The 21,480-nt window shown below is 40.0% G+C and carries 19 protein-coding genes and 1 pseudogene; 17 read left to right on the forward strand and 3 right to left on the reverse strand.

Translation table 11 applies throughout. The features are described from left to right. Window position 1: 1 nt before the first annotated feature. A complete protein-coding gene (locus LRP84_RS06110; RefSeq protein WP_230574264.1) occupies window positions 2–1,129 on the forward strand; it encodes a sensor histidine kinase in 1,128 nt (375 codons plus the stop codon). Beyond that, window positions 1,126–1,728: a response regulator transcription factor gene (locus tag LRP84_RS06115; protein ID WP_230574265.1), complete on the forward strand. Its 603-nt coding sequence runs from the start codon at window positions 1,126–1,128 to the stop codon at window positions 1,726–1,728. Before LRP84_RS06110 ends, LRP84_RS06115 begins: the two co-directional genes overlap by 4 nt. Window positions 1,729–2,128: 400 nt before the next feature. On the opposite strand, the pseudogene uvsE reads toward LRP84_RS06115, so the two are convergent. Together uvsE and cls are read right to left on the reverse strand one after the other, a co-directional pair. Continuing rightward, window positions 2,129–2,263 (reverse strand): annotated as a pseudogene (gene uvsE, locus LRP84_RS06120) (UV DNA damage repair endonuclease UvsE); the annotation flags it as partial. Window positions 2,264–2,285: 22 nt separating this feature from the next. Then, window positions 2,286–3,479, reverse strand: coding sequence for a cardiolipin synthase (gene cls / locus LRP84_RS06125; protein WP_230574266.1), 1,194 nt, complete (start codon window positions 3,477–3,479; stop codon window positions 2,286–2,288). A gap of 352 nt (window positions 3,480–3,831) precedes the next feature. Here cls and LRP84_RS06130 point away from each other — a divergent pair, with 352 nt between their 5' ends. The 8 genes from LRP84_RS06130 (at window position 3,832) to pyrG (ending at window position 13,740) form a co-directional block, all read left to right on the forward strand. Then, window positions 3,832–5,940 (forward strand): (Fe-S)-binding protein, encoded by a 2,109-nt coding sequence (locus LRP84_RS06130; RefSeq protein ID WP_230574267.1) that lies wholly within the window; start codon window positions 3,832–3,834, stop codon window positions 5,938–5,940. Window positions 5,941–6,048: 108 nt separating this feature from the next. Further along, complete coding sequence (locus tag LRP84_RS06135) at window positions 6,049–7,245, forward strand: acetyl-CoA C-acetyltransferase (RefSeq protein WP_230574268.1); 1,197 nt, start codon at window positions 6,049–6,051, stop codon at window positions 7,243–7,245. A 17-nt stretch (window positions 7,246–7,262) separates the two neighbouring features. After that, window positions 7,263–8,114 (forward strand): 3-hydroxybutyryl-CoA dehydrogenase, encoded by an 852-nt coding sequence (locus LRP84_RS06140; protein WP_230574269.1) that lies wholly within the window; start codon window positions 7,263–7,265, stop codon window positions 8,112–8,114. A gap of 90 nt (window positions 8,115–8,204) precedes the next feature. Next, complete coding sequence (locus tag LRP84_RS06145; RefSeq protein WP_230574270.1) at window positions 8,205–9,335, forward strand: acyl-CoA dehydrogenase; 1,131 nt, start codon at window positions 8,205–8,207, stop codon at window positions 9,333–9,335. A gap of 13 nt (window positions 9,336–9,348) precedes the next feature. Next, window positions 9,349–10,488 (forward strand): acyl-CoA dehydrogenase AcdA, encoded by a 1,140-nt coding sequence (gene acdA, locus LRP84_RS06150; protein ID WP_230574271.1) that lies wholly within the window; start codon window positions 9,349–9,351, stop codon window positions 10,486–10,488. A gap of 69 nt (window positions 10,489–10,557) precedes the next feature. Then, entirely contained in the window at window positions 10,558–11,187 is a 630-nt protein-coding gene (locus LRP84_RS06155) for a TetR/AcrR family transcriptional regulator (RefSeq protein WP_230574272.1), read from the forward strand. 161 nt (window positions 11,188–11,348) lie between these two features. Then, entirely contained in the window at window positions 11,349–11,876 is a 528-nt protein-coding gene (gene rpoE, locus LRP84_RS06160) for a DNA-directed RNA polymerase subunit delta (protein ID WP_230574273.1), read from the forward strand. A 256-nt stretch (window positions 11,877–12,132) separates the two neighbouring features. Further along, on the forward strand, window positions 12,133–13,740 hold the full coding sequence (gene pyrG, locus LRP84_RS06165; protein WP_230574274.1) for a CTP synthase: 1,608 nt from the start codon (window positions 12,133–12,135) through the stop codon (window positions 13,738–13,740). Between the two features lie 38 nt (window positions 13,741–13,778). Here pyrG and LRP84_RS06170 read toward each other — a convergent pair whose 3' ends face one another. Then, on the reverse strand, window positions 13,779–14,306 hold the full coding sequence (locus LRP84_RS06170) for a DUF2529 domain-containing protein (protein ID WP_230574275.1): 528 nt from the start codon (window positions 14,304–14,306) through the stop codon (window positions 13,779–13,781). 190 nt (window positions 14,307–14,496) lie between these two features. On the opposite strand from LRP84_RS06170, the gene LRP84_RS06175 reads away from it, so the two are divergent. The 7 genes from LRP84_RS06175 to LRP84_RS06205 all read left to right on the forward strand — a co-directional run bounded on the left by LRP84_RS06175 (window position 14,497) and on the right by LRP84_RS06205 (window position 21,354). Continuing rightward, a complete protein-coding gene (locus LRP84_RS06175) occupies window positions 14,497–14,865 on the forward strand; it encodes a response regulator (protein WP_098310044.1) in 369 nt (122 codons plus the stop codon). Between the two features lie 210 nt (window positions 14,866–15,075). Beyond that, window positions 15,076–15,933, forward strand: coding sequence for a class II fructose-bisphosphate aldolase (locus LRP84_RS06180; protein ID WP_230574276.1), 858 nt, complete (start codon window positions 15,076–15,078; stop codon window positions 15,931–15,933). Between the two features lie 261 nt (window positions 15,934–16,194). Then, a complete protein-coding gene (murA, locus tag LRP84_RS06185) occupies window positions 16,195–17,484 on the forward strand; it encodes a UDP-N-acetylglucosamine 1-carboxyvinyltransferase (protein ID WP_230574277.1) in 1,290 nt (429 codons plus the stop codon). Window positions 17,485–17,755: 271 nt separating this feature from the next. After that, window positions 17,756–18,721 (forward strand): class II fructose-bisphosphatase, encoded by a 966-nt coding sequence (gene glpX / locus LRP84_RS06190; protein ID WP_230574278.1) that lies wholly within the window; start codon window positions 17,756–17,758, stop codon window positions 18,719–18,721. Between the two features lie 279 nt (window positions 18,722–19,000). Continuing rightward, complete coding sequence (gene rho, locus LRP84_RS06195; RefSeq protein WP_230574279.1) at window positions 19,001–20,272, forward strand: transcription termination factor Rho; 1,272 nt, start codon at window positions 19,001–19,003, stop codon at window positions 20,270–20,272. A gap of 140 nt (window positions 20,273–20,412) precedes the next feature. Then, window positions 20,413–20,658 (forward strand): type B 50S ribosomal protein L31, encoded by a 246-nt coding sequence (locus LRP84_RS06200; RefSeq protein WP_020059787.1) that lies wholly within the window; start codon window positions 20,413–20,415, stop codon window positions 20,656–20,658. A 111-nt stretch (window positions 20,659–20,769) separates the two neighbouring features. Beyond that, on the forward strand, window positions 20,770–21,354 hold the full coding sequence (locus tag LRP84_RS06205) for a thymidine kinase (RefSeq protein WP_230574280.1): 585 nt from the start codon (window positions 20,770–20,772) through the stop codon (window positions 21,352–21,354). Window positions 21,355–21,480 lie beyond the last annotated feature (126 nt).

A 21,480-nucleotide genomic window follows, 5' to 3' on the forward strand; every position in this document is an offset into this window, starting at 1 on the left:
AATGATCGAAAAGAAGCAGTTTGAAATTTTTCCAAAACATATGGGGTTGTTCCCTTATATATGGCTCGTGTACTTGTTATTTCCTCTTTATTACTTGATGGGGCAATCAGGTTGGAAATTGATAGTAGGAGGCGGTATGCTCATACTCTTTGTTATTGCATACCGCCAGCTTTATTTTGTGAAAAAAACATTTGTTATGTGGGCATGTATTCAATTTGTGATTACATTTCTATTTAGTGCATTTTATGAACCATATATGATTTATTTTGGATTTTATACAGCAAATGCAATGGGGTTTACACCGACAAAAAAACAATTTCGATTGTTGTATTTCCTTTTGATCGTAATGATTGGTTCTTTTATGTTGCTGCATATGAATGAGCTTACAAAAACGTCTTTTATAATGGCGATTCCGATGTTTATTTTAATGATTCTTACACCATTTGGCATGCGGAATTTTAATCAAAAAAAGATATTAAAAACACAATTAAGTGAAGCAAATGAACAAATTCGCGATTTAGTGAAGCGAGAAGAACGCCAGCGCATTGCGAGAGATTTACATGATACATTAGGACATACGTTATCGCTTATTACGCTAAAAAGTCAGCTTGTTGAGAAGCTTATTGTGAAAAATCCAGAACGTGCTGGTCTAGAGGCAAAGGAAATCACGCAAACATCAAGAAATGCGTTAAAACAATTACGGGAATTAATTTCTGATATGCGTATGATTACGGTGGAAGAAGAGCTAGAGCAAGTGAAGGTAATTCTCCAAGCGGCCAATATATCATTAGAAGTGAAGCAGGAGACAAGTACGAATGTATTATCACCGCTAGAACAAAACATTTTAGGAATGTGTTTACGTGAAGCGGTGACAAACGTTGTAAAACATAGCAAGGCAACAACGTGCGTGGTTGCTTTACTTGAAACACAAGGGAAATTGATTTTACAAGTAAAGGACAATGGAATCGGGCTACAAAAAAATCATGATGGGAATGGCATTCTTGGAATGAGAGAACGATTGGCTCTTATTGATGGAGTACTTGAGCTAGACGCTATTCATGATGGAACGATGTTAACAATGCATGTACCAATTGTTATAAGAACAGGGAAAGATGGGGTGAGAGCATGATTCGAATCATCATTGCAGAAGATCAGCGTATGCTTCGCGGAGCGTTAGGAGCTTTGCTTGATTTAGAAGATGATATTGAGGTTGTTGGACAGGCAGAAAACGGAGAAGAAGCTTTGCAGCTAATTGAAAAACTACAGCCGGATGTTAGTATTATGGACATTGAAATGCCAATTCAAAGCGGATTGGACGTGGCAGAAATATTATGGAAACAACAATCACAGTGTAGAGTTATGATTTTAACAACATTTGCCCGTCCTGGTTATTTCGAGCGAGCGATGAAAGCAAACGTGCATGGGTATTTATTAAAAGATAGTCCAAGTGAAGATCTTGCAGCGGCAATTCGGAATGTAATGAATGGAAAACGAGAAATTTCTCCTGAGCTCATGTTTGGGCTTTGGCAAGAACAAAATCCGTTAACAGATAGAGAAAGAGAGGTTCTCTTGTTAGCGAAAGAAGGAAAAACGGCAAACGAAATTGCAAAAACACTATACTTGTCATCTGGAACAGTTCGAAACTATATTTCCGATGTGTTAACGAAATTAAATGCAAAAAATCGGATTGAGGCAATTACAATTGCTGAAGAAAAAGGGTGGATATGAAAAAAGAAACAACTGCCTTTTCTAATAATGGGTTCGATTTAGAGGGAGAAAGCAGTAAATAACATACATTTTGGAGATGAAATTCGTATATGAATTAGCATCTCTTTTTTTATCCCGCTATTCGCGGGCGGTAATACTCCCATCTCAAAATTCGGTGAAAGCAAAGAAGTTAGGTGGGAGATGAAAAACTCCCCCACTTATGGAAGGCTCACTTTATTGACTGGATAAATAGAGATAATAAACGTATCATTCAACAACTGGAAATTGAATACTTAGTAGGTGAAAAATAACCTTGGCTAAATTTAAAAAATTATCTACTAATTTAATTATTAGAGATGAATATATATATAATCGTTAGTTTAGACTTGATAGGAAGTTTTGAATATTTGTATGCAAAATGTTTTGTCACGTCATATAACTTTTCATCGCGTTCTTGCTTGTTCAATTGTTTCCATCTTGTAAATGTCATCATTTTTGCAGGAGAACAGTCCCACAATGCAAGTGCATGTGAGACATAATCAAATCTTATTTTCATACGTACATCGCCTTTCATGTGTTTATAGAAAAAAGGAAAGGACTGTTCCAATCCATTCTTTTCCTTTGCCTAAAAGAGAGTGAGGAGAAACATCTTGAAGTGAAAGTGAAACGGAAGCTTTCAAGTCTTGTTTGATTTCTTCCTTCACTTGTTCTAAAAATGATGAACCATATAATATACAATTGATTTCATGGTTCAGATATAAGCTTCTCATATCAAAATTAGCAGTTCCAATATCACAAATACAGCCATCTATCATTACAATTTTGGCATGAAAAAATCCATCTTGAAATTCGTAAATATGACAGCCTGCTTCAATAAGCTTCCGGCAATATGGGAGTTTCGCTTCACGAACAAATGGATGATCCGCTTTTTTAGGTACGAGAATGGTAATACGAACGCCTCGTTTTTTTGCGCGTAGCAATGCACTCATTAGCTTTTTCCCAGGGATAAAATAGGGCGTACCGATATATAGTTCTTTCGTTGCCTTTTCAATTAAATCGAGAAAAGTTTGTTGTAAATAAGCGCCGTCAGTTGGTACGAACTGATGGGAAGTTTCCCCCTTTTCCAGTATTGGAAAGTAATAATTTTCATGCAATAAGTCTTCATTTGTATCATCGCGCCAATCGTGTAGAAACTGCGTTTGTAAGTCTTGTACGCCTTCTCCGGTAAGGCGTAGATGGTAATCACGCCACGGACCGAGCGCAGCATTATGCCCTAGGTATTCTTCACCGATATTAAAGCCTCCGATATAGCCGATTTTTCCGTCAATAATCGTAATTTTTCTATGGTTCCGTTGATTAGCGGAAAAAAAGAGAAATGGGAGACGGATTTTATGACAAAATGAAAAATGTATGCCCTGTTGTTTTAAGTTACGAATCGTTTCCTTTGATAAATGATGGCTGCCAATCCGATCAAGGAGAAGGCGTACTTCAATACCTTGTTGTGCTTTTTCCATTAGAAGCTGTAAAAATGTATGGCTAATCTCATCGTTTTTTACGATAAAAAATAAAATATGTACGTGATGCTTAGCCTGTTGTATATCAGTAAATAGCTCCTTATATAATGTTTGGCCATATGTATAGAGTTTAAAGTTACTATGGCGCAAAGGAAATGAACGAGGTTTAAGTTGTTTTAAATGAAGTTTTCTTCCATATATGAAGTCGAAATTTATCCACAGTAAGAAAAAGACAAGGAAGAGAAATAAAAAGCTCATGTATCCATTCCCTCCTCTATATTCATTTTTATCCCGCTATTCGCGAGCAGTAAGACCCCTACCTCAAGATTCAGAGAGAAGCGAGGAAGATAGGTGGGGGATAACTGTCCGTAAAAGTCCAATTGGTTAACCATCAGTGGGGAATAAAAAAATCCCTTGCTGATGGAAGTTTCACCTTATAGTTTCACCGAAATAAAAAGCTTTATGAAAAAATATATTGTTGTATAACAAAAAACTGTTGACTGAACGCTCACTCATCATATAATGGAAATAGGGGCAATAAATTCAGAAAATTATTTATTTTCGAAGATTCGAAAAAGGGAATATTACACGGAGAGGGGTTGGCAGAAATATGAATAGCTTATTAATTGTAAATTGGTTGGCGACAATCGCCATCATAGCGTATGCAGCATATTTATTTGTATATCTCATACGAACGCGGATTACCTACATACAATTAGGAAAGAAAGTCGAATTTGATCGACGCTTCAAAGAAAGATGGGATCTTATTAAGGGGAATGTCTTCGGACAAAAGAAGCTTCTTAAAGATAAAAAGAGCGGTATCATGCATGTTATGTTTTTTTACGGATTTATTCTTGTCCAATTTGGAGCACTTGACTTCATATGGAAAGGTTTAGCACCAGGATCACATCTTCCACTTGGACCACTATACCCTGCATTTACATTCTTCCAGGAAATCGTCACACTCATCATTTTAATCGCAGTCTTTTGGGCTTTTTATAGAAGGTATATTGAAAAACTTGTGCGCTTAAAACGCAATTTTAAAGCGGGACTTGTTTTAATTTTTATCGGCGGCTTAATGCTATCTGTTCTTCTTGGTAACGGAATGGGCATCATTTGGCATGGCGAGGAATTATCATGGAGTGAACCAATTGCTTCTGCAATCGCTTACTTATTTTCTGGAATTGGTGAAACAGCTGCGATTGTTGTGTTCTATTTTGCTTGGTGGCTGCATCTACTTATTTTGTTAACGTTTTTAGTTTACGTGCCACAATCGAAGCACGCACATTTAATTGCAGGACCAGCAAATGTATATTTTAGCCGTTTAACAAATCCAGGGAAATTAGAAAAAATCGATTTTGAAGATGAAACACAAGAAACATTTGGCGTTGGGAAAATTGAAGATTTCAAACAAACGCAGCTTATTGACTTATACGCATGTGTAGAGTGCGGCCGCTGTACGAATATGTGCCCGGCAACAGGAACTGGTAAGATGCTATCACCGATGGATTTAATTTTAAAACTGCGTGACCATTTAACGGATAAAGGCGCAGCGGTGACATCGCGCGCACCATGGGTTCCAACGGTTGCATTTAATAATACACAAGGTAATCAGTTAGCCATGATGGCATCTGGAGATGGACAACATGAATCTGCAGCAACACTAGCATACAATCCAAGCTTAATTGGCGATGTCATTACAGAAACAGAAATTTGGGCTTGTACAACGTGTCGTAACTGCGAAGACCAATGTCCAGTTATGAATGAACATGTTGATAAAATTATTGATTTGCGCCGTTATCTTGTTTTAACAGAAGGAAAAATGGACCCAGAAGCGCAGCGTGCCCTGACAAATATCGAGCGTCAAGGAAACCCTTGGGGGCTGAATCGTAAAGAGCGTGAAACGTGGCGTACGATGGAAGAAGAAGTTTCTATTCCGACTGTGAAAGAGAAAACGAAAGCAGGCGAAGAGTTTGAGTACTTATTCTGGGTAGGCTCTATGGGATCATATGATAACCGCAGCCAAAAAATTGCGTTATCGTTTGCGAAGCTGATGAACGAAGCTGGTATTTCCTTTGCTATCCTCGGAAATAAAGAGAAAAACTCAGGTGATACACCGCGTCGTCTTGGAAATGAATTTGTCTTCCAAGAGATGGCGAACAAGAATATTGAAGAGTTTGAAAAAGCGGGCGTCAAGAAAATCGTGACAATTGACCCGCACGCGTATAACACGTTTAAAAATGAGTATCCGGACTTTGGCTTACAAGCAGAAGTCTATCATCATACAGAATTGTTAGCACAGTGGGTGAAAGAAGGACGATTAAAACCAGTTCACCGCGTAGAAGAAACGATTACGTATCACGATTCTTGTTACTTAGGACGCTACAACGAAGTGTACGAAGCGCCGCGCAATATTTTAAAAGCGATTCCAGGCGTGAATCTCATTGAAATGGAGCGTAACCGTGAAACAGGAATGTGCTGCGGGGCGGGCGGCGGTCTGATGTGGATGGAAGAGACTGCTGGTTCTCGTATTAACGTTGCACGTACAGAGCAAGCACTTGCTACATCACCGACGATTATCGGTACGGGCTGTCCATATTGCTTAACGATGATTAGTGATGGTACGAAGGCAAAAGAAGTAGAAGAACGCGTACAAACCCTCGATATAACAGAGATTTTAGAGCGCTCTGTTATCGGGTCAAAGAAAGAAGCAATGTAACATGTAAGAATCCGTACAACTTTAGATAAAAGGGGGTGCAAAGGTTGCACCTCTTTCTCACAACAGCTGCGCTGAACGAGCGTTCAATCAACGCCGTAAAATGAAGAAATGGGGGAATATGTTTTGACAAGAACAGTAATTTTAAGTGCTGCAAGAACACCTGTTGGAAAGTTTGGGGGAGCTTTAAAGGATGTAAAGGCAACGGAGCTTGGAGGAATTGCAATTGGAGCGGCATTAGAGCGCGCGAATGTTGCAGCAAGTGATATTGAAGAAGTTATATTTGGAGCGGTTATTCAAGGTGGTCAGGGACAAATTCCATCACGCCAGGCGGCAAGAGAAGCAGGGATCCCATGGGAGACGCGCACAGAAACAGTCAATAAAGTATGTGCGTCCGGGCTTCGTGCAGTAACATTAGCGGATCAAATTATTCGTACCGGCGATCAATCGTTACTTGTAGCAGGCGGCATGGAATCGATGAGTAATAGTCCATATATTTTACGCGGTGCACGTTGGGGATATCGCATGGGGCATAACGAGGTTGTCGACTTAAACGTGGCAGATGGCTTAACGTGCTCATTTTCTGGCGTGCATATGGGTGTGTACGGCGGAGATGTAGCGAAAGAAGATGGTATTTCCCGCGAAATGCAAGACGAATGGGCATGCCGCAGTCATATGCGCGCCGTTGCATCACGCAAGGAAGGTCGATTTGAAGAAGAAATTGTACCTGTATCTGTGCCACAACGAAAAGGTGAGCCGGTAGTTGTTGCTCACGACGAAGCGCCGCGCGAAGATACAACAGTTGAAAAACTAGCAAAATTAAAACCTGTATTTGATAAGGATGCAGCGGTTACGGCAGGGAATGCACCAGGTTTAAATGACGGCGCGGCAGCGCTCGTATTAATGAGTGAAGAGCGTGCGAAGCAAGAGGGGAGAAAGCCGCTTGCGACAATTTTAGGTCATACAGCGATTGCGGTTGAAGCGAAAGATTTCCCGAGAACACCAGGTTATGCCATTAACGAGCTATTAAAGAAAACAGGTAAGAAAGTAGAAGAGATTGATCTATTTGAGATTAATGAAGCATTTGCGGCTGTAGCTATTGCAAGTGCAAATATTGCAGGTATTGATCCAGAAAAGATTAACGTAAACGGCGGAGCAGTTGCGATGGGACATCCAATCGGAGCAAGCGGTGCGCGCATTATCGTTACTCTTATTCATGCGTTAAAGCAGCGCGGCGGCGGAATCGGGATTGCATCTATTTGCAGCGGTGGCGGTCAAGGCGACGCAATTATGATAGAGGTTCAGTAAAAAAGGGGGCTATAAACATGACGGTACAAAACATTGTTGTAATTGGTTCAGGACAAATGGGATCTGGAATTGCACAGGTATGTGCGATGGCAGGTTATGACGTATATATGCAAGATTTAAAACAAGAGCAGTTAGACCGCGGTATGGGGATTATTACGAAAAATTTATCTAGGCAAGTCGAGAAAGGCCGCATGAGTGAAGAGAATAAGCAAGCAACATTAAATCATCTTACAGCAACGCTTACCCTCGATTGTGTGAAAGAAGCGGATCTAGTCATTGAAGCAGCTGTAGAGAGAATGGATATTAAAAAACAAATTTTTGCGAACTTAGATACGTTAGCACCGGAGCATACGATCTTGGCAACAAATACATCATCGCTGCCAATTACAGAGATCGCAGCTGTTACGAATCGTCCGGAAAAAGTCATCGGTATGCACTTTATGAATCCGGTTCCTGTTATGAAGCTTGTTGAAATTATTCGCGGCTTAGCAACAGAGGACGTTGTATATGAAACGATTGAAGATATTACAAAAAAAATCGGCAAAATTCCAGTTGAAGTAAATGACTTCCCAGGATTTGTTTCGAACCGTATTTTATTGCCAATGATTAACGAAGCAATTTATACGCTATATGAAGGCGTGGCGACGAAAGAAGCGATTGATGAAGTTATGAAGCTCGGCATGAATCATCCGATGGGACCGTTGACACTCGCTGATTTTATTGGATTAGATACATGTTTATACATTATGGAAGTACTGCATGAAGGGTTAGGAGATAGCAAATATCGCCCATGTCCGTTACTTCGTAAATACGTGAACGCAGGCTGGTTAGGGCGCAAGACAGGACGCGGTTTTTACATTTACGAATAATAACATACTCCGGTAGGGCACCTCTTGGCATGTACTAGTGGTCTTACCAAATAGTTGAATTACTATATAAAACAATTTGAGGTGGAGCATATGAACTTTCAATTTACAGAAGAGCAGCAAATGATGCGAAAAATGGTTCGGGACTTCGCTCAAAAGGAAATTGCTCCCTTTGTTCCTACTATGGAACAAGGGGTGTTTCCTAGAGAAGTCTTAAAGAAAATGGGTGAGCTTGGACTGATGGGGATTCCAATTCCAGCAAAATACGGCGGAGCGGAAATGGATTTTATTTCATATATCTTAGCAATTAATGAACTTTCAAAAGTAAGCGCCACGATAGGTGTGATTCTAGCAGTACATACCTCTGTTGGAACGAATCCTATTTTATATTTTGGAACAGAAGAGCAAAAGCAAAAGTATATTCCAAAGTTAGCAGCTGGTGAATATTTAGGAGCATTTGCATTAACAGAACCAGGCGCCGGATCAGATGCAGGGAGTTTAAAATCAAGGGCAGTTAGATGTGGTGATGAGTACGTAATTAACGGTTCAAAAGTATTTATCACAAACGGCGGCGAGGCAGATACATATATTGTCTTTGCTTCTACGAATCCGGATGCGGGTACACGCGGGATATCGGCATTTATTGTTGAGAAAGATACACCGGGTTTAATTGTTGGAAAAGATGAGCACAAAATGGGGCTATTAGGTTCTCGTACAGTGCAATTAACGTTTGAAGATATGAAAGTTCCTGCTGAGAATTTGCTTGGCGAAGAAGGTCAAGGTTTTAAAGTGGCAATGGCAAACTTAGATGTTGGTCGCATTGGTATCGGGGCGCAGTCACTTGGCATCGCTGAAGCAGCGCTGTCGTGTGCTACTGATTATGCGAAAGAGCGTCACCAATTTGGCAAGCCGATTGCCGCGCAGCAAGGACTAGGCTTTAAGCTAGCGGATATGGCAACGGCTGTTGAAGCAGCGCGTTTACTCGTATACCGTGCAGCATCACTAAGGGCACAAGGCTTACCGTGCGGGAAGGAAGCATCAATTGCAAAACTATTTGCTTCGAAAACGGCGGTAGAAGTTGCGATTGAAGCTGTGCAGGTGCTTGGCGGTTACGGTTATACAAAAGAGTATCCTGCGGAGCGATTCTTCCGCGATGCAAAAATATGTGAGATTTATGAAGGAACAAGTGAGATTCAGCGCTTAGTTATTAGTAGAGCGCTTTAAGGGGGAAATAGAGATGCACTTTAAATTATCAGAAGAACATGAAATGATTCGGAAAATGGTTCGTGATTTTTCGAGAAATGAAGTGGCACCAACGGCAGCAGAGCGCGACGAGGAAGAACGGTTTGACCGCGCCTTGTTTGATCAAATGGCGGAGCTAGGCTTAACTGGTATTCCATGGCCTGAAGAGTACGGCGGAATTGGAAGCGATTACTTAGCTTATGTGATTGCGGTAGAAGAGCTGTCGCGCGTTTGCGCATCTACAGCTGTAACATTATCGGCGCATACATCGCTTGCAGGATGGCCAATTTTTAAATTTGGTACAGAGGAGCAAAAACAGAAATATTTACGTCCGATGGCAGAAGGAAAGAAAATTGGCGCTTATGGCTTAACGGAGCCGGGTTCAGGCTCAGATGCTGGCGGAATGAAAACAACAGCAAAGCGTGACGGCGATCACTATATTTTAAACGGTTCGAAAATCTTTATTACAAACGGTGGAATCGCGGATATTTATGTTGTATTTGCGCTGACAGATCCAGAATCAAAGCAGCGCGGTACAAGTGCATTTATTGTGGAAAGTGATGCACCTGGATTTTCTGTTGGAAAGAAAGAGAGTAAGCTCGGTATTCGTTCTTCACCAACGACGGAAATTATATTTGAAGACTGCCGCATCCCTGCCGAGAACTTACTTGGTGAGGAAGGGCAAGGATTTAAAATTGCGATGCAAACATTAGATGGCGGCCGTAATGGTATTGCTGCACAAGCGGTCGGCATCGCACAAGGCGCACTTGATGCCGCTGCTGATTATGCGAAGGAACGTCATCAATTTGGGAAACCAATTGCCGCGCAGCAGGGGATTGGCTTTAAACTAGCAGATATGGCGACGGGTGTAGAGGCGGCACGTTTGTTAACATATCAAGCTGCTTGGCTCGAATCAGAAGGGCTGCCGTATGGCAAAGAATCGGCAATGTCGAAATTGTTTGCGGGAGATACAGCGATGAAAGTGACAACCGAGGCTGTGCAAGTATTCGGAGGATATGGTTATACGAAAGATTATCCAGTTGAACGTTTTATGCGTGATGCGAAGATTACGCAAATTTACGAAGGAACGCAAGAAATTCAGCGCCTTGTTATTTCACGTATGTTAACTAAGTAGAAGCTAGAAGAAGCGTAGGGAAGCTCCTACGCTTCTTCCTGCAAAATGACAGAAAAAGGGGTGAAGGAGATGGTTAAGCACAATGTACAAGCATCTGTGAAAGATGAAAGGCTTATTGCACTTCGGCGTGAGCAAATGATTAAAGGTGCTGTGCAGCTCTTTAAGCAAAAAGGATTTCCGCGCACAACAACGAGAGAAATCGCGAAAGCAGCAGGCTTTAGCATTGGTACACTCTATGAATATATTCGAACGAAAGATGATGTGCTTTATTTAGTGTGCGATAGCATTTATGAACATGTAAAAGAGCGTTTAGAGCAAGTGCTGTGCAGAGAAAAAGGCAGCGTTGATAGTTTAAAAGCCGCGATTACAAATTATTTTAAAGTTATGGATGAGTTGCAAGAAGAGGTTCTTATTATGTATCAAGAAGTTCGTTTTTTGCCAAAAGAGTCGCTGCCTTACGTATTAGAGAAAGAATTTCAAATGGTAGGGATGTTCGAAAATATTTTGCAGCAATGTGTTCAAAATAAGGTATTTATTTTAACAAAAAAAGAGATTCAACTGCTTGCTCATAATATTTTTATTCAAGGACAAATGTGGGGATTTCGGCGCTGGGCGCTGCAGAAACTTTATACATTGGAAGAATATACAGAGATGCAAATTCGTTATGTATTAAATGGTGCTCATATGATTCAAAACTAAAAAGGACGATAACGTTGCAATATGTAGGGGAATCACTTTACGATTCCCCATTTTTTTGTGGCATATTTGGTGAAGTTTTGTTTATAATGAATAGTATGGATTTTTTTTGAACAGGCCTTTATATAATTAGGATATATTTTAAGAAAGGAAGTGCCGCATAAGTGAGTTTAAAGCAATATTCACCAGAAGAGCTAAAAGAATTGTCCATGATCGAAGCTGTACATAGCTTGTTAGGGGAAAAACAACAAGCAACATCTTTTCACGATCTAGTTCAAGAAATTGCTCAATTACTGGGACTATCTGAAGAGCAAGTTGCTGCGAGAATCGCACAATTTTATACAGATTTAAATATCGATGGGCGCTTTATCAATCTCGGAGAAAATCGTTGGGGACTACGCGGATGGTATCCATACGAGCAAATCGATGAGGAAATCTTACCTCAACCGAAGCCTAAGAAGAAACGTAAGGTAGAAGAGGACGAGCTAGATGACTACAGCGATGATGACGAGGACAGCTTCGAAGAGTTAGACGAAGATGAAGACGAAGATGTAGAAGATCTTGATGAAATTCTTGAAGATGAAGATGAAGATGAAGATGAAGATCTTGAGGATCTAGAAGACGACGATGATTTTGCCGATGAAGATGAGTTAGAATACGACGAATCAGAAGAAGAAGAGGAAGAACAGTAGTCCTTGACTTTTTATTATCGTCCATGTAGAATCATTTTTGGGCTCTTTAAAAAAGACGATAATAACTTTTACGTGTAAATATAAAAGAAAATTGCTCCCTATTTATTACTTTTAGTGATAAAGGGAGCAATTTTCTTTTTTGTTTTTTGTTTAGAAAAACGAAAGAGTCTAACAATAAGATAAGGTAAGTGTTATCTACATACGTTGCGATTTGCAGCGATGATTATATAACAGCAAACTAGAAGGGAGTACTTTCATGACTAAGTATATTTTTGTCACAGGCGGTGTAGTATCTTCTTTAGGAAAAGGTATTACAGCAGCATCTTTAGGAAGACTTTTAAAAAACAGAGGACTAAACGTAACAATCCAAAAGTTTGATCCGTACATTAACGTAGACCCAGGGACAATGAGCCCATACCAACACGGTGAGGTTTTCGTAACAGATGATGGTGCAGAAACAGACTTAGACCTTGGTCACTATGAGCGTTTCATCGATATTAACTTAAATAAATACAGCAACGTAACAACGGGTAAAATTTACTCTTCTGTTCTTCAAAAAGAGCGTCGCGGTGAATATTTAGGGGGAACAGTTCAAGTTATTCCTCACATTACGAACGAAATTAAAGAACGCGTATTCCGTGCGGGTCGTGAAACAAATGCAGACGTTATCATTACAGAAATCGGCGGAACTGTTGGTGACATCGAGTCTCTACCATTCTTAGAAGCAATTCGCCAAATTAAGAGCGATATTGGCCGTGACAATGTAATGTACATTCACTGTACGTTAATTCCGTACTTAAAAGCAGCGGGTGAAATGAAAACAAAACCAACGCAGCACAGCGTTAAAGAACTTCGCAGCTTAGGTATTCAGCCAAATATTATCGTTGTTCGTACAGAACTTCCTGTTTCTCAAGATATGAAAGATAAGCTTGCATTATTCTGCGATATCGATCCAAAAGCAGTAATTGAAGCGCGCGATGCAGATACATTATATGCAGTTCCATTATCCCTTCAAGAGCAAAATATGGACCAAATCGTTTGCGATCACTTAAAGCTAGAAAATCCAGCTGCAGACATGACAGAGTGGAATGCATTAGTAGAAAAAGTACGCAACCTGTCTAAGAAAACAAAAATCGCTCTTGTTGGTAAATATGTAGAGCTTCAAGATGCATACATTTCTGTTGTAGAAGCACTTCGTCATGCAGGTTACAAATTTGATACAGATGTAGAAGTGAAATGGGTAAATGCTGAGCACGTAACAGCAGAAAACGTGAAAGAATTAGTTGGCGATACAGATGGTATCCTTGTACCAGGTGGTTTCGGTGACCGCGGCGTTGAAGGTAAAATCGCTGCAATTCAATATGCACGTGAAAACAAAGTTCCATTCTTAGGAATTTGCTTAGGTATGCAGCTTGCATCAATCGAATTTGCACGTAACGTATTAGGATTAGAAGGAGCTAACTCTTCTGAAATCAATCCTGACACGCCTTACGCAATTATCGATTTATTACCAGAACAAAAAGATGTAGAAGATCTAGGTGGTACACTTCGTCTTGGTCTATACCCATGTAAGCTTGCTCCAGAAACAAATGCTTACAATGCGTATAACGAGCCAGTTGTTTATGAACGTCACCGTCATCGCTATGAGTTCAATAATCAATTCCGTCAAGACATGGAAAACGCTGGATTCATCTTCTCTGGTACAAGCCCAGACGGCCGTTTAGTAGAAATTATCGAATTAAAAGAACATCCTTGGTTCGTGGCAGCACAGTTCCACCCAGAACTTGTATCTCGTCCAAATCGTCCGCAGCCATTGTTCCGTGACTTCGTACAAGCTTCTATTATTAATAAAGAAGGTAAGTAATAAGAAAAAAGGCGTCCTATATAGGGCGCCTTTTTACGTTACTCATATTCATTCATAATGTCATCGATTGTAAATTTTAATCCATGATATGCAAATAAAGCCGTTATTAAACTTGGAAAGCCATAGCGAGAGCCATCGTCATCTGGAATTAATGCCTTTACAAGTTTTGTATCGATATGTGCATCGGTGAATTGTTCTAGCGACAATTCGCCTTCTTGTTTTGCAGAAATACCAACAATAAAATGACCGTTTTCTTGCAACTGCTTTGCTAATGAAATGATATCTTCATCTGTGGAAAAGCGGCTGATAAGTAGTATACGGTCGGCGACGGTTACGCCTGCTTGTTTACCGTCTTCAAATAGCCGTTTTGCATTTTGCATAGGCTCGGATCCATACAAAGCTTCACAAATTACACCTTCCATCTCTTTCGTACCGTGCAAATAAATGTGGCCATCTCCAACCAATGCTTGTGCAAGTAAACGAGCGCTATCTTCTATATTCATCTCTTCTTTCTGAGCAATTCTTGTGAAATAGCCACCCAGCTGAGTGGAAAAAATTTTAAACATGAGGATTCTCCTTTCTAACGTGTTAGACGGCTTTCATTATAGCTCATTTTTTCATAAAGGCGCTAGCGCTAGTAAATAGTAGGCGGTAAAATAAGAAAGAGTAGGAAGGAATTTGATAAAAAGTAGCGAAAATAATCGAAAGAGATATGAGAAATATAAATTTTGTATTTATATAGAAAGGTTGGATAACATGGAAGGGAAAATCCTAATCGTTGATGATCAATACGGCATTCGTGTTTTATTACACGAGGTGTTTCAAAAGGAAGGTTATCAAACATTCCAAGCAGCAAACGGTTTTCAAGCCCTTGATATTGTGAAAAAAGACTGTCCTGATTTAGTTATTTTAGATATGAAAATTCCAGGTATGGATGGAATTGAAATTTTAAAACATGTGAAAGAAATTAATCGAGAAATTAAAGTGATTTTAATGACGGCTTATGGTGAATTAGATATGATCCAAGAAGCGAAAGACCTTGGTGCATTAATGCACTTTGCAAAGCCGTTCGATATTGATGAAATTCGTAGTGCTGTGCGAAAAGAAATTACAGTACAAGCATAATCGTGAATTTTTTATTAAAAAATACAGAAAAAAGCGTTTTCATGGACTGGTGAGCAGGTGAATGCAGTTGAGTTTTTGAGTACAAGTTGGTATCCTATGGAGTGTAGAAAAAAGTCCGGTATGTGATTATACATATTTTTCCTGGTCGTGGTCATACTACCATCGATAAGAACTTATCGGATACAAAAAACGTTTTTAGGAGGATTCACCATGCCTTTAGTTTCCATGAAAGAAATGCTAAACAAAGCGCTAGAAGGAAAATACGCAGTTGGTCAATTCAACATGAACAACCTAGAATGGACACAAGCTATCTTAGCTGCTGCGGAAGAAGAAAAATCTCCTGTAATTTTAGGTGTATCTGAGGGTGCAGCTCGTCATATGACTGGTTTCAAAACAGTTGTAGCTATGGTTAAAGCTTTAATCGAAGAAATGAACATCACTGTTCCTGTAGCGATTCACCTTGACCATGGTTCAAGCTTCGAAAAATGTAAAGAAGCAATTGATGCAGGTTTCACATCTGTAATGATCGACGCTTCTCATCACGCATTTGAAGAAAATATCGAAACTACTAAAAAAGTAGTAGAATATGCACATGCTCGTAACGTATCTGTAGAAGCTGAGCTTGGTACAGTTGGCGGACAAGAAGACGACGTAGTAGCTGAAGGTGTTATCTACGCTGATCCTCAAGAATGTAAAGAACTAGTAGCTGCAACAGGTATTGATTGCCTAGCTCCAGCATTAGGTTCTGTACATGGTCCTTACAAAGGTGAGCCTAACTTAGGATTCAAAGAAATGGAAGAAGTACGTGACTTAACTGGTGTACCTTTAGTACTTCATGGTGGTACTGGTATCCCAACAGCTGACATCACAAAAGCTATCTCTTTAGGTACTTCTAAAATCAACGTAAACACTGAAAACCAAATTGAGTTTACAAAAGCGGTTCGTGAAGTATTAAATAAAGACCAAGAAGTTTATGATCCTCGTAAATTTATCGGACCTGGTCGTGAAGCAATTAAAGCGACTGTAATCGGTAAAATTCGTGAATTTGGTTCTAACGGTCAAGCATAATTCTAAAAATGTTTTTAGAAACCGTCTAGCCTTTTAGACGGTTTCGTTTCGTTGTATAATGAAAGCGTGAACAATTAATGGGATAGACAAATTTCTACTTGTTAAGGCGTTTGGAAGGAAAAATTTTTATAATTGTGTAAAAATAGAGGAAACAAATAGCATGGATATACTCATACGTGTAAAAACGTATCCGAAGCGGTGGAATCACCCGTTATAGTGGGGGCTGGAACGGTAGATGAATTCACAAGAAGGGGGCTCAAAATGGACAAGTTGCTGATTGAAGGCGGTGTGCCTTTACAAGGTTCGATTCGTGTAAGCGGTGCAAAAAATAGTGCTGTTGCGCTTATTCCCGCAACCATTTTAGCAGAAACACCAGTTACAATCGGTGGTGTACCTAATATTTCTGATGTGAAAATACTAGGTGACTTATTAGAAGAAATTGGTGGTTCTGTTACGTATCATCAAGACGAAGAAATGACAATTGATCCTTCCAAAATGGTAGCCATGCCTCTTCCAAATGGAAAGGTAAAAAAATTGCGTGCTTCCTATTATTTAATGGGAGCGATGCTAGGCCGTTTCAAAAAAGCAGTAATTGGGCTTCCTGGTGGATGTCATCTGGGACCAAGGCCAATTGATCAGCATATTAAGGGGTTTGAAGCGCTTGGAGCACATGTAACAAATGAGCAAGGTGCAATATATTTACGTGCAGATGAACTGCGGGGAGCACGTATTTATTTAGATGTTGTCAGCGTAGGTGCGACAATTAATATTATGCTTGCTGCAGTGCGTGCAACAGGTAGAACAGTAATTGAAAATGCAGCGAAAGAACCAGAAATTATTGATGTAGCGACGCTTCTTACAAGCATGGGTGCTCGTATTAAAGGAGCAGGAACAGATGTAATTCGTATTGATGGTGTTGAATCGCTTCATGGTTGTTACCATTCTATTATTCCTGATCGCATTGAAGCTGGAACATATATGATTTTGGGCGCAGCTTCTGGCGGTGAAGTTACAGTTGATAATGTGATTCCACAGCATTTAGAATCCATAACGGCTAAGCTTCGAGAAATGGGTGTAAAAGTAGATACACATGATGATCAAATTGTGGTGAATGGGAATCGCCAGCTAAAAATGGTAGATGTGAAAACACTCGTATATCCAGGGTTTCCAACTGATTTACAGCAACCATTTACAGCGTTATTAACGAAGGCGAATGGAACGGCAGTTGTAACGGATACCATTTATGGAGCGCGTTTTAAACATATAGATGAATTAAGAAGAATGAATGCGCAAATTAAAGTGGAAGGTCGTTCCGCTATCGTAACAGGCCCTGCTTCGCTGCAAGGAGCCAAAGTGAAAGCGAGTGACTTACGCGCCGGGGCTGCTCTTGTAATCGCAGGTTTAATGGCAGAAGGAATCACAGAAGTTACAGGATTAGAGCATATTGATCGTGGATATGAAAATTTAGAAGATAAGCTTCGAGGTCTTGGAGCGAAAATCTGGCGTGAAAAAATGACAAGTCAAGAGATTGAACAGATGAAAAATGCATAAAGAACTTTACATGGGTAAAGTGATATATGTGTATGAAGTGTAATTAAAGACGGCATAAGGTGAAAATTCTATTAAACGTTAAATGTGAGATAAAGTGAAACTTCCATCAGTGGGGGGAGCTTCATCCCCCCACTGATGGTTAGTTGAACCAATCGGGCACTAACGGGCAGTTATCTCTCACCTATCTTCTTTGTTTTCTCAGAATCTTGAGGTGGGAGTCTTACTGCCCAAAAGTAGCATAAATATTACGGCTTAAAGGAGAGGGATTATAGTGGAAAGAAGTTTATCCATGGAATTAGTACGTGTAACAGAGGCTGCAGCGTTATCATCTGCGCGTTGGATGGGACTCGGTAAGAAAGATGAAGCAGATGGTGCAGCAACGTCAGCAATGCGCGACGTATTTGATACAGTACCAATGAAAGGAACAGTGGTAATTGGCGAAGGGGAAATGGATGAAGCGCCGATGCTATATATTGGTGAAAAATTAGGAACTGGATATGGTCCGCGTGTTGATGTGGCGGTTGATCCGTTAGAAGGAACAAATATTGTTGCAGCAGGAGGATGGAATGCGTTAGCTGTTATTGCGGTAGCAGACCATGGAAATTTACTGCATGCACCTGATATGTATATGGAAAAAATTGCAGTTGGCCCAGAAGCGGTTGGTGCTGTCGATATTAATGCGCCGGTTATTGATAATTTACGCGCTGTTGCAAAAGCAAAAAACAAGGATATTGAAGATGTTGTAGCAACGATTTTAAACAGACCACGTCACCAAGCAATTATTGAGGAAATCCGTAAAGCGGGAGCTCGCATTAAATTAATTAACGATGGTGATGTAGCTGGTGCAATCAACACAGCATTTGATCGCACAGGCGTTGATATTTTATTCGGATCTGGCGGTGCACCTGAAGGGGTACTAGCGGCCGTTGCATTGAAATGTTTAGGCGGAGAAATTCAAGGAAAGCTTCTTCCGCAAAATGATGCAGAATTACAGCGCTGCAAAAAGATGGGCATCGATGATATTAACCGCATTCTTCGTATGGAAGATTTAGTGAGAGGTGACGATGCAATCTTTGCGGCAACAGGTGTTACGGACGGAGAATTACTGCGCGGCGTTCAATTTAAAGGAAGTACTGGTACAACACACTCCCTTGTTATGCGTGCGAAATCTGGGACAGTTCGCTTTGTTGACGGGCGTCACAGCTTAAGCAAGAAACCAAACTTAGTTATAAAGTAAAACTTCCATTAGTGGGGAGGCTTTATCCTCTGCTGATGGAAAGCTCCCATCAATCGTGATAAAATAAAAAGCGTGCAAAAGATGGGTAGAGCGAAGACAAATTTTCTTGTCTTCGCTTCTTGTATTTGTCTCGCAACGTATTGATTAAAACGAGGTAAAAGGGTTACAATAGTGAATATTACCCTACTTGTACTTATTGCCTTTCATTATTACGTATTTGCCTTCCGTAATTTCCCTTACCCATCTGAAAAGAGAATAATATCAAAGTGTGGTGTCTGAATGAATTTAACAATTTCAGCTTTAGAGAACATGAAATTAAAAGAGTTATATGAGCTTGCGAAAGAATTTAAGATTTCCTATTACAGCAAATTAACAAAGAAAGAGTTAATTTTTGCGATTTTAAAAGCACGAGCAGAAAAAGAAGGTTTCTTTTTCATGGAAGGTGTACTTGAAATTATTCAATCAGAAGGATTTGGATTCTTACGTCCAATCAACTATTCTCCGAGTTCTGAAGATATTTATATTTCAGCTTCGCAAATTCGTCGTTTTGATTTGCGTAATGGAGACAAGGTTTCTGGTAAAGTGCGACCTCCGAAAGAGAATGAACGTTATTTTGGATTGTTGCAAGTTGAAGCAGTCAATGGAGATGATCCAGAATCAGCAAAAGAACGTGTGCATTTCCCTGCGTTAACACCGTTATATCCAAATCGTCAAATGAAGTTGGAGACGGAAACGAAGAAACTATCAACACGCATCATGGATTTAATTGCACCAGTTGGGTTTGGTCAACGTGGTCTAATTGTTGCTCCTCCAAAGGCTGGTAAAACGATACTGTTAAAAGAGATTGCTCACAGCGTTACAACGAATCATCCGGAAGCAGAACTGATTGTACTTTTAATTGATGAACGTCCAGAGGAAGTAACAGATATTGAACGTTCTGTAAAAGGTGATGTTGTAAGTTCTACTTTTGATGAAGTTCCAGAAAATCATATTAAAGTGGCTGAGCTTGTGCTAGAGCGTGCAATGCGTCTTGTTGAGCATAAAAAAGACGTTATCATTTTAATGGATAGTATTACCCGTTTAGCGCGTGCTTACAACCTTGTGATTCCACCAAGTGGACGTACGTTGTCAGGTGGTATTGACCCAGCGGCATTCCATCGACCAAAGCGCTTTTTCGGAGCAGCTCGTAATATTGAAGAGGGCGGTAGCTTAACAATTTTGGCAACAGCTCTTGTTGACACAGGATCTCGTATGGATGATGTCATTTATGAAGAGTTTAAGGGAACAGGAAACATGGAGCTTCACTTAGATCGTTCTTTAGCAGAACGTCGTATTTTCCCAGCCATTGATATTCGTCGTTCTGGTACACGTAAAGAAGATCTATTAATTCCAAAAGAGCATTTAGACAAGCTATGGGGTATTCGTAAAACAATGAGAGATACACCAGACTTCATAGAAAGCTTCTTACGCAAGTTGCGTCAAACGAAGACAAATGAAGAATTTCTACAAAATATCCCTGCAGATTCAAAGAGATATGTCGCGATGAAGTAATGCTAAAAACAGGTAGTTGCAAAATGCAGATAGCCTTGTTATAATTTCATCATATGTGTTTCATCATTATAGTTGTGATTGCAGCTAACGATGAAAAACTCTGTTTCGAAAATGATTCAGGGCGGAAGGAGATGAAAAGAATGAAAGCAGGAATCCATCCAGATTACAAAAAAGTTGTATTTATGGATACTAACACAGGCTTCAAATTCTTAAGCGGATCTACAAAAGGTTCTAACGAAACTACTGAGTGGGAAGATGGTAATACTTATCCATTATTAAAAGTCGAGATCAGTTCTGATTCTCACCCATTCTACACAGGACGTCAGAAGTTTGCTACTGCAGACGGACGTGTTGACCGCTTCAACAAGAAATACGGCCTTAAGTAATAACAAACATAAAGCAGGCAAGTGTATATATCCGCTTGTCTGTTTTTTTTGCGAAAATATAAACCTTTATCTACTTACAGTAAGAATAAGTAGACGAAAGGAGGAGCTCTTATGTACTTAATAAATCAAGACGGTTGGATTGAAGTGGTTTGCGGAAGCATGTTTTCAGGTAAATCAGAAGAGCTCATCCGCCGTGTACGCCGGACGCAATTTGCAAAGCAAAATGCAATCGTATTTAAACCGTGCATTGATAATCGTTATAGTGAAGAAGATGTTGTGTCGCATAATGGATTGAAAGTAAGAGCAGTTCCTGTTGCGGCTTCAAAAGAGATGTTTGAGCATGTAACAGAAGATATAGATGTTATAGCAATTGATGAAGTGCAATTTTTTGATGGGGACATTGTGGAAGTGGTGCAAGAATTGGCAAACCGCGGCTATCGTGTGATTGTTGCTGGTTTAGACCAAGATTTCCGTGGTCTACCATTTGGACAAGTTCCTCAGCTTATGGCAATTGCGGAGCATGTGACGAAGCTGCAAGCAGTATGTGCTAAGTGCGGATCACCGGCAAGTCGTACGCAACGTTTAATTGACGGGGAACCAGCGTCTTTTGATGATCCCATTATTTTAGTTGCTGCATCAGAATCATATGAACCACGTTGTCGTCATTGTCATGTTGTGCCAACTAAACAGATATAAAAACTCGCTACATAAGGCGGGTTTTTTTAGAAAATGCGTAGGGGCTGAATGAGCCGTTTGCGCTTTTAAATATAATTTGCGTTTTTTTTGCTATGTACCATATACTATTTGTATTAGAGACTAGGA

The sequence above is a fragment of the Bacillus rhizoplanae genome, assembly GCF_917563915.1.
In the GTDB taxonomy this organism is placed as follows: domain Bacteria; phylum Bacillota; class Bacilli; order Bacillales; family Bacillaceae_G; genus Bacillus_A; species Bacillus_A rhizoplanae.

Coding starts and splice junctions, on each gene's coding strand:
- cls (WP_230574266.1), bottom strand. CDS start 3,479: ATGAGCTTTTTATTTCTCTTCCTTGTCTTTTTCTTACTGTGGATAAAT.
- LRP84_RS06205 (WP_230574280.1), top strand. CDS start 20,770: ATGTACTTAATAAATCAAGACGGTTGGATTGAAGTGGTTTGCGGAAGC.
- LRP84_RS06135 (WP_230574268.1), top strand. CDS start 6,049: ATGGGGGAATATGTTTTGACAAGAACAGTAATTTTAAGTGCTGCAAGA.
- LRP84_RS06200 (WP_020059787.1), top strand. CDS start 20,413: ATGAAAGCAGGAATCCATCCAGATTACAAAAAAGTTGTATTTATGGAT.
- murA (WP_230574277.1), top strand. CDS start 16,195: ATGGACAAGTTGCTGATTGAAGGCGGTGTGCCTTTACAAGGTTCGATT.
- LRP84_RS06110 (WP_230574264.1), top strand. CDS start 2: ATGATCGAAAAGAAGCAGTTTGAAATTTTTCCAAAACATATGGGGTTG.
- LRP84_RS06155 (WP_230574272.1), top strand. CDS start 10,558: ATGGTTAAGCACAATGTACAAGCATCTGTGAAAGATGAAAGGCTTATT.
- acdA (WP_230574271.1), top strand. CDS start 9,349: ATGCACTTTAAATTATCAGAAGAACATGAAATGATTCGGAAAATGGTT.
- rho (WP_230574279.1), top strand. CDS start 19,001: ATGAATTTAACAATTTCAGCTTTAGAGAACATGAAATTAAAAGAGTTA.
- LRP84_RS06130 (WP_230574267.1), top strand. CDS start 3,832: ATGAATAGCTTATTAATTGTAAATTGGTTGGCGACAATCGCCATCATA.
- LRP84_RS06170 (WP_230574275.1), bottom strand. CDS start 14,306: ATGTTTAAAATTTTTTCCACTCAGCTGGGTGGCTATTTCACAAGAATT.
- LRP84_RS06115 (WP_230574265.1), top strand. CDS start 1,126: ATGATTCGAATCATCATTGCAGAAGATCAGCGTATGCTTCGCGGAGCG.
- LRP84_RS06175 (WP_098310044.1), top strand. CDS start 14,497: ATGGAAGGGAAAATCCTAATCGTTGATGATCAATACGGCATTCGTGTT.
- LRP84_RS06145 (WP_230574270.1), top strand. CDS start 8,205: ATGAACTTTCAATTTACAGAAGAGCAGCAAATGATGCGAAAAATGGTT.
- LRP84_RS06180 (WP_230574276.1), top strand. CDS start 15,076: ATGCCTTTAGTTTCCATGAAAGAAATGCTAAACAAAGCGCTAGAAGGA.
- LRP84_RS06140 (WP_230574269.1), top strand. CDS start 7,263: ATGACGGTACAAAACATTGTTGTAATTGGTTCAGGACAAATGGGATCT.
- pyrG (WP_230574274.1), top strand. CDS start 12,133: ATGACTAAGTATATTTTTGTCACAGGCGGTGTAGTATCTTCTTTAGGA.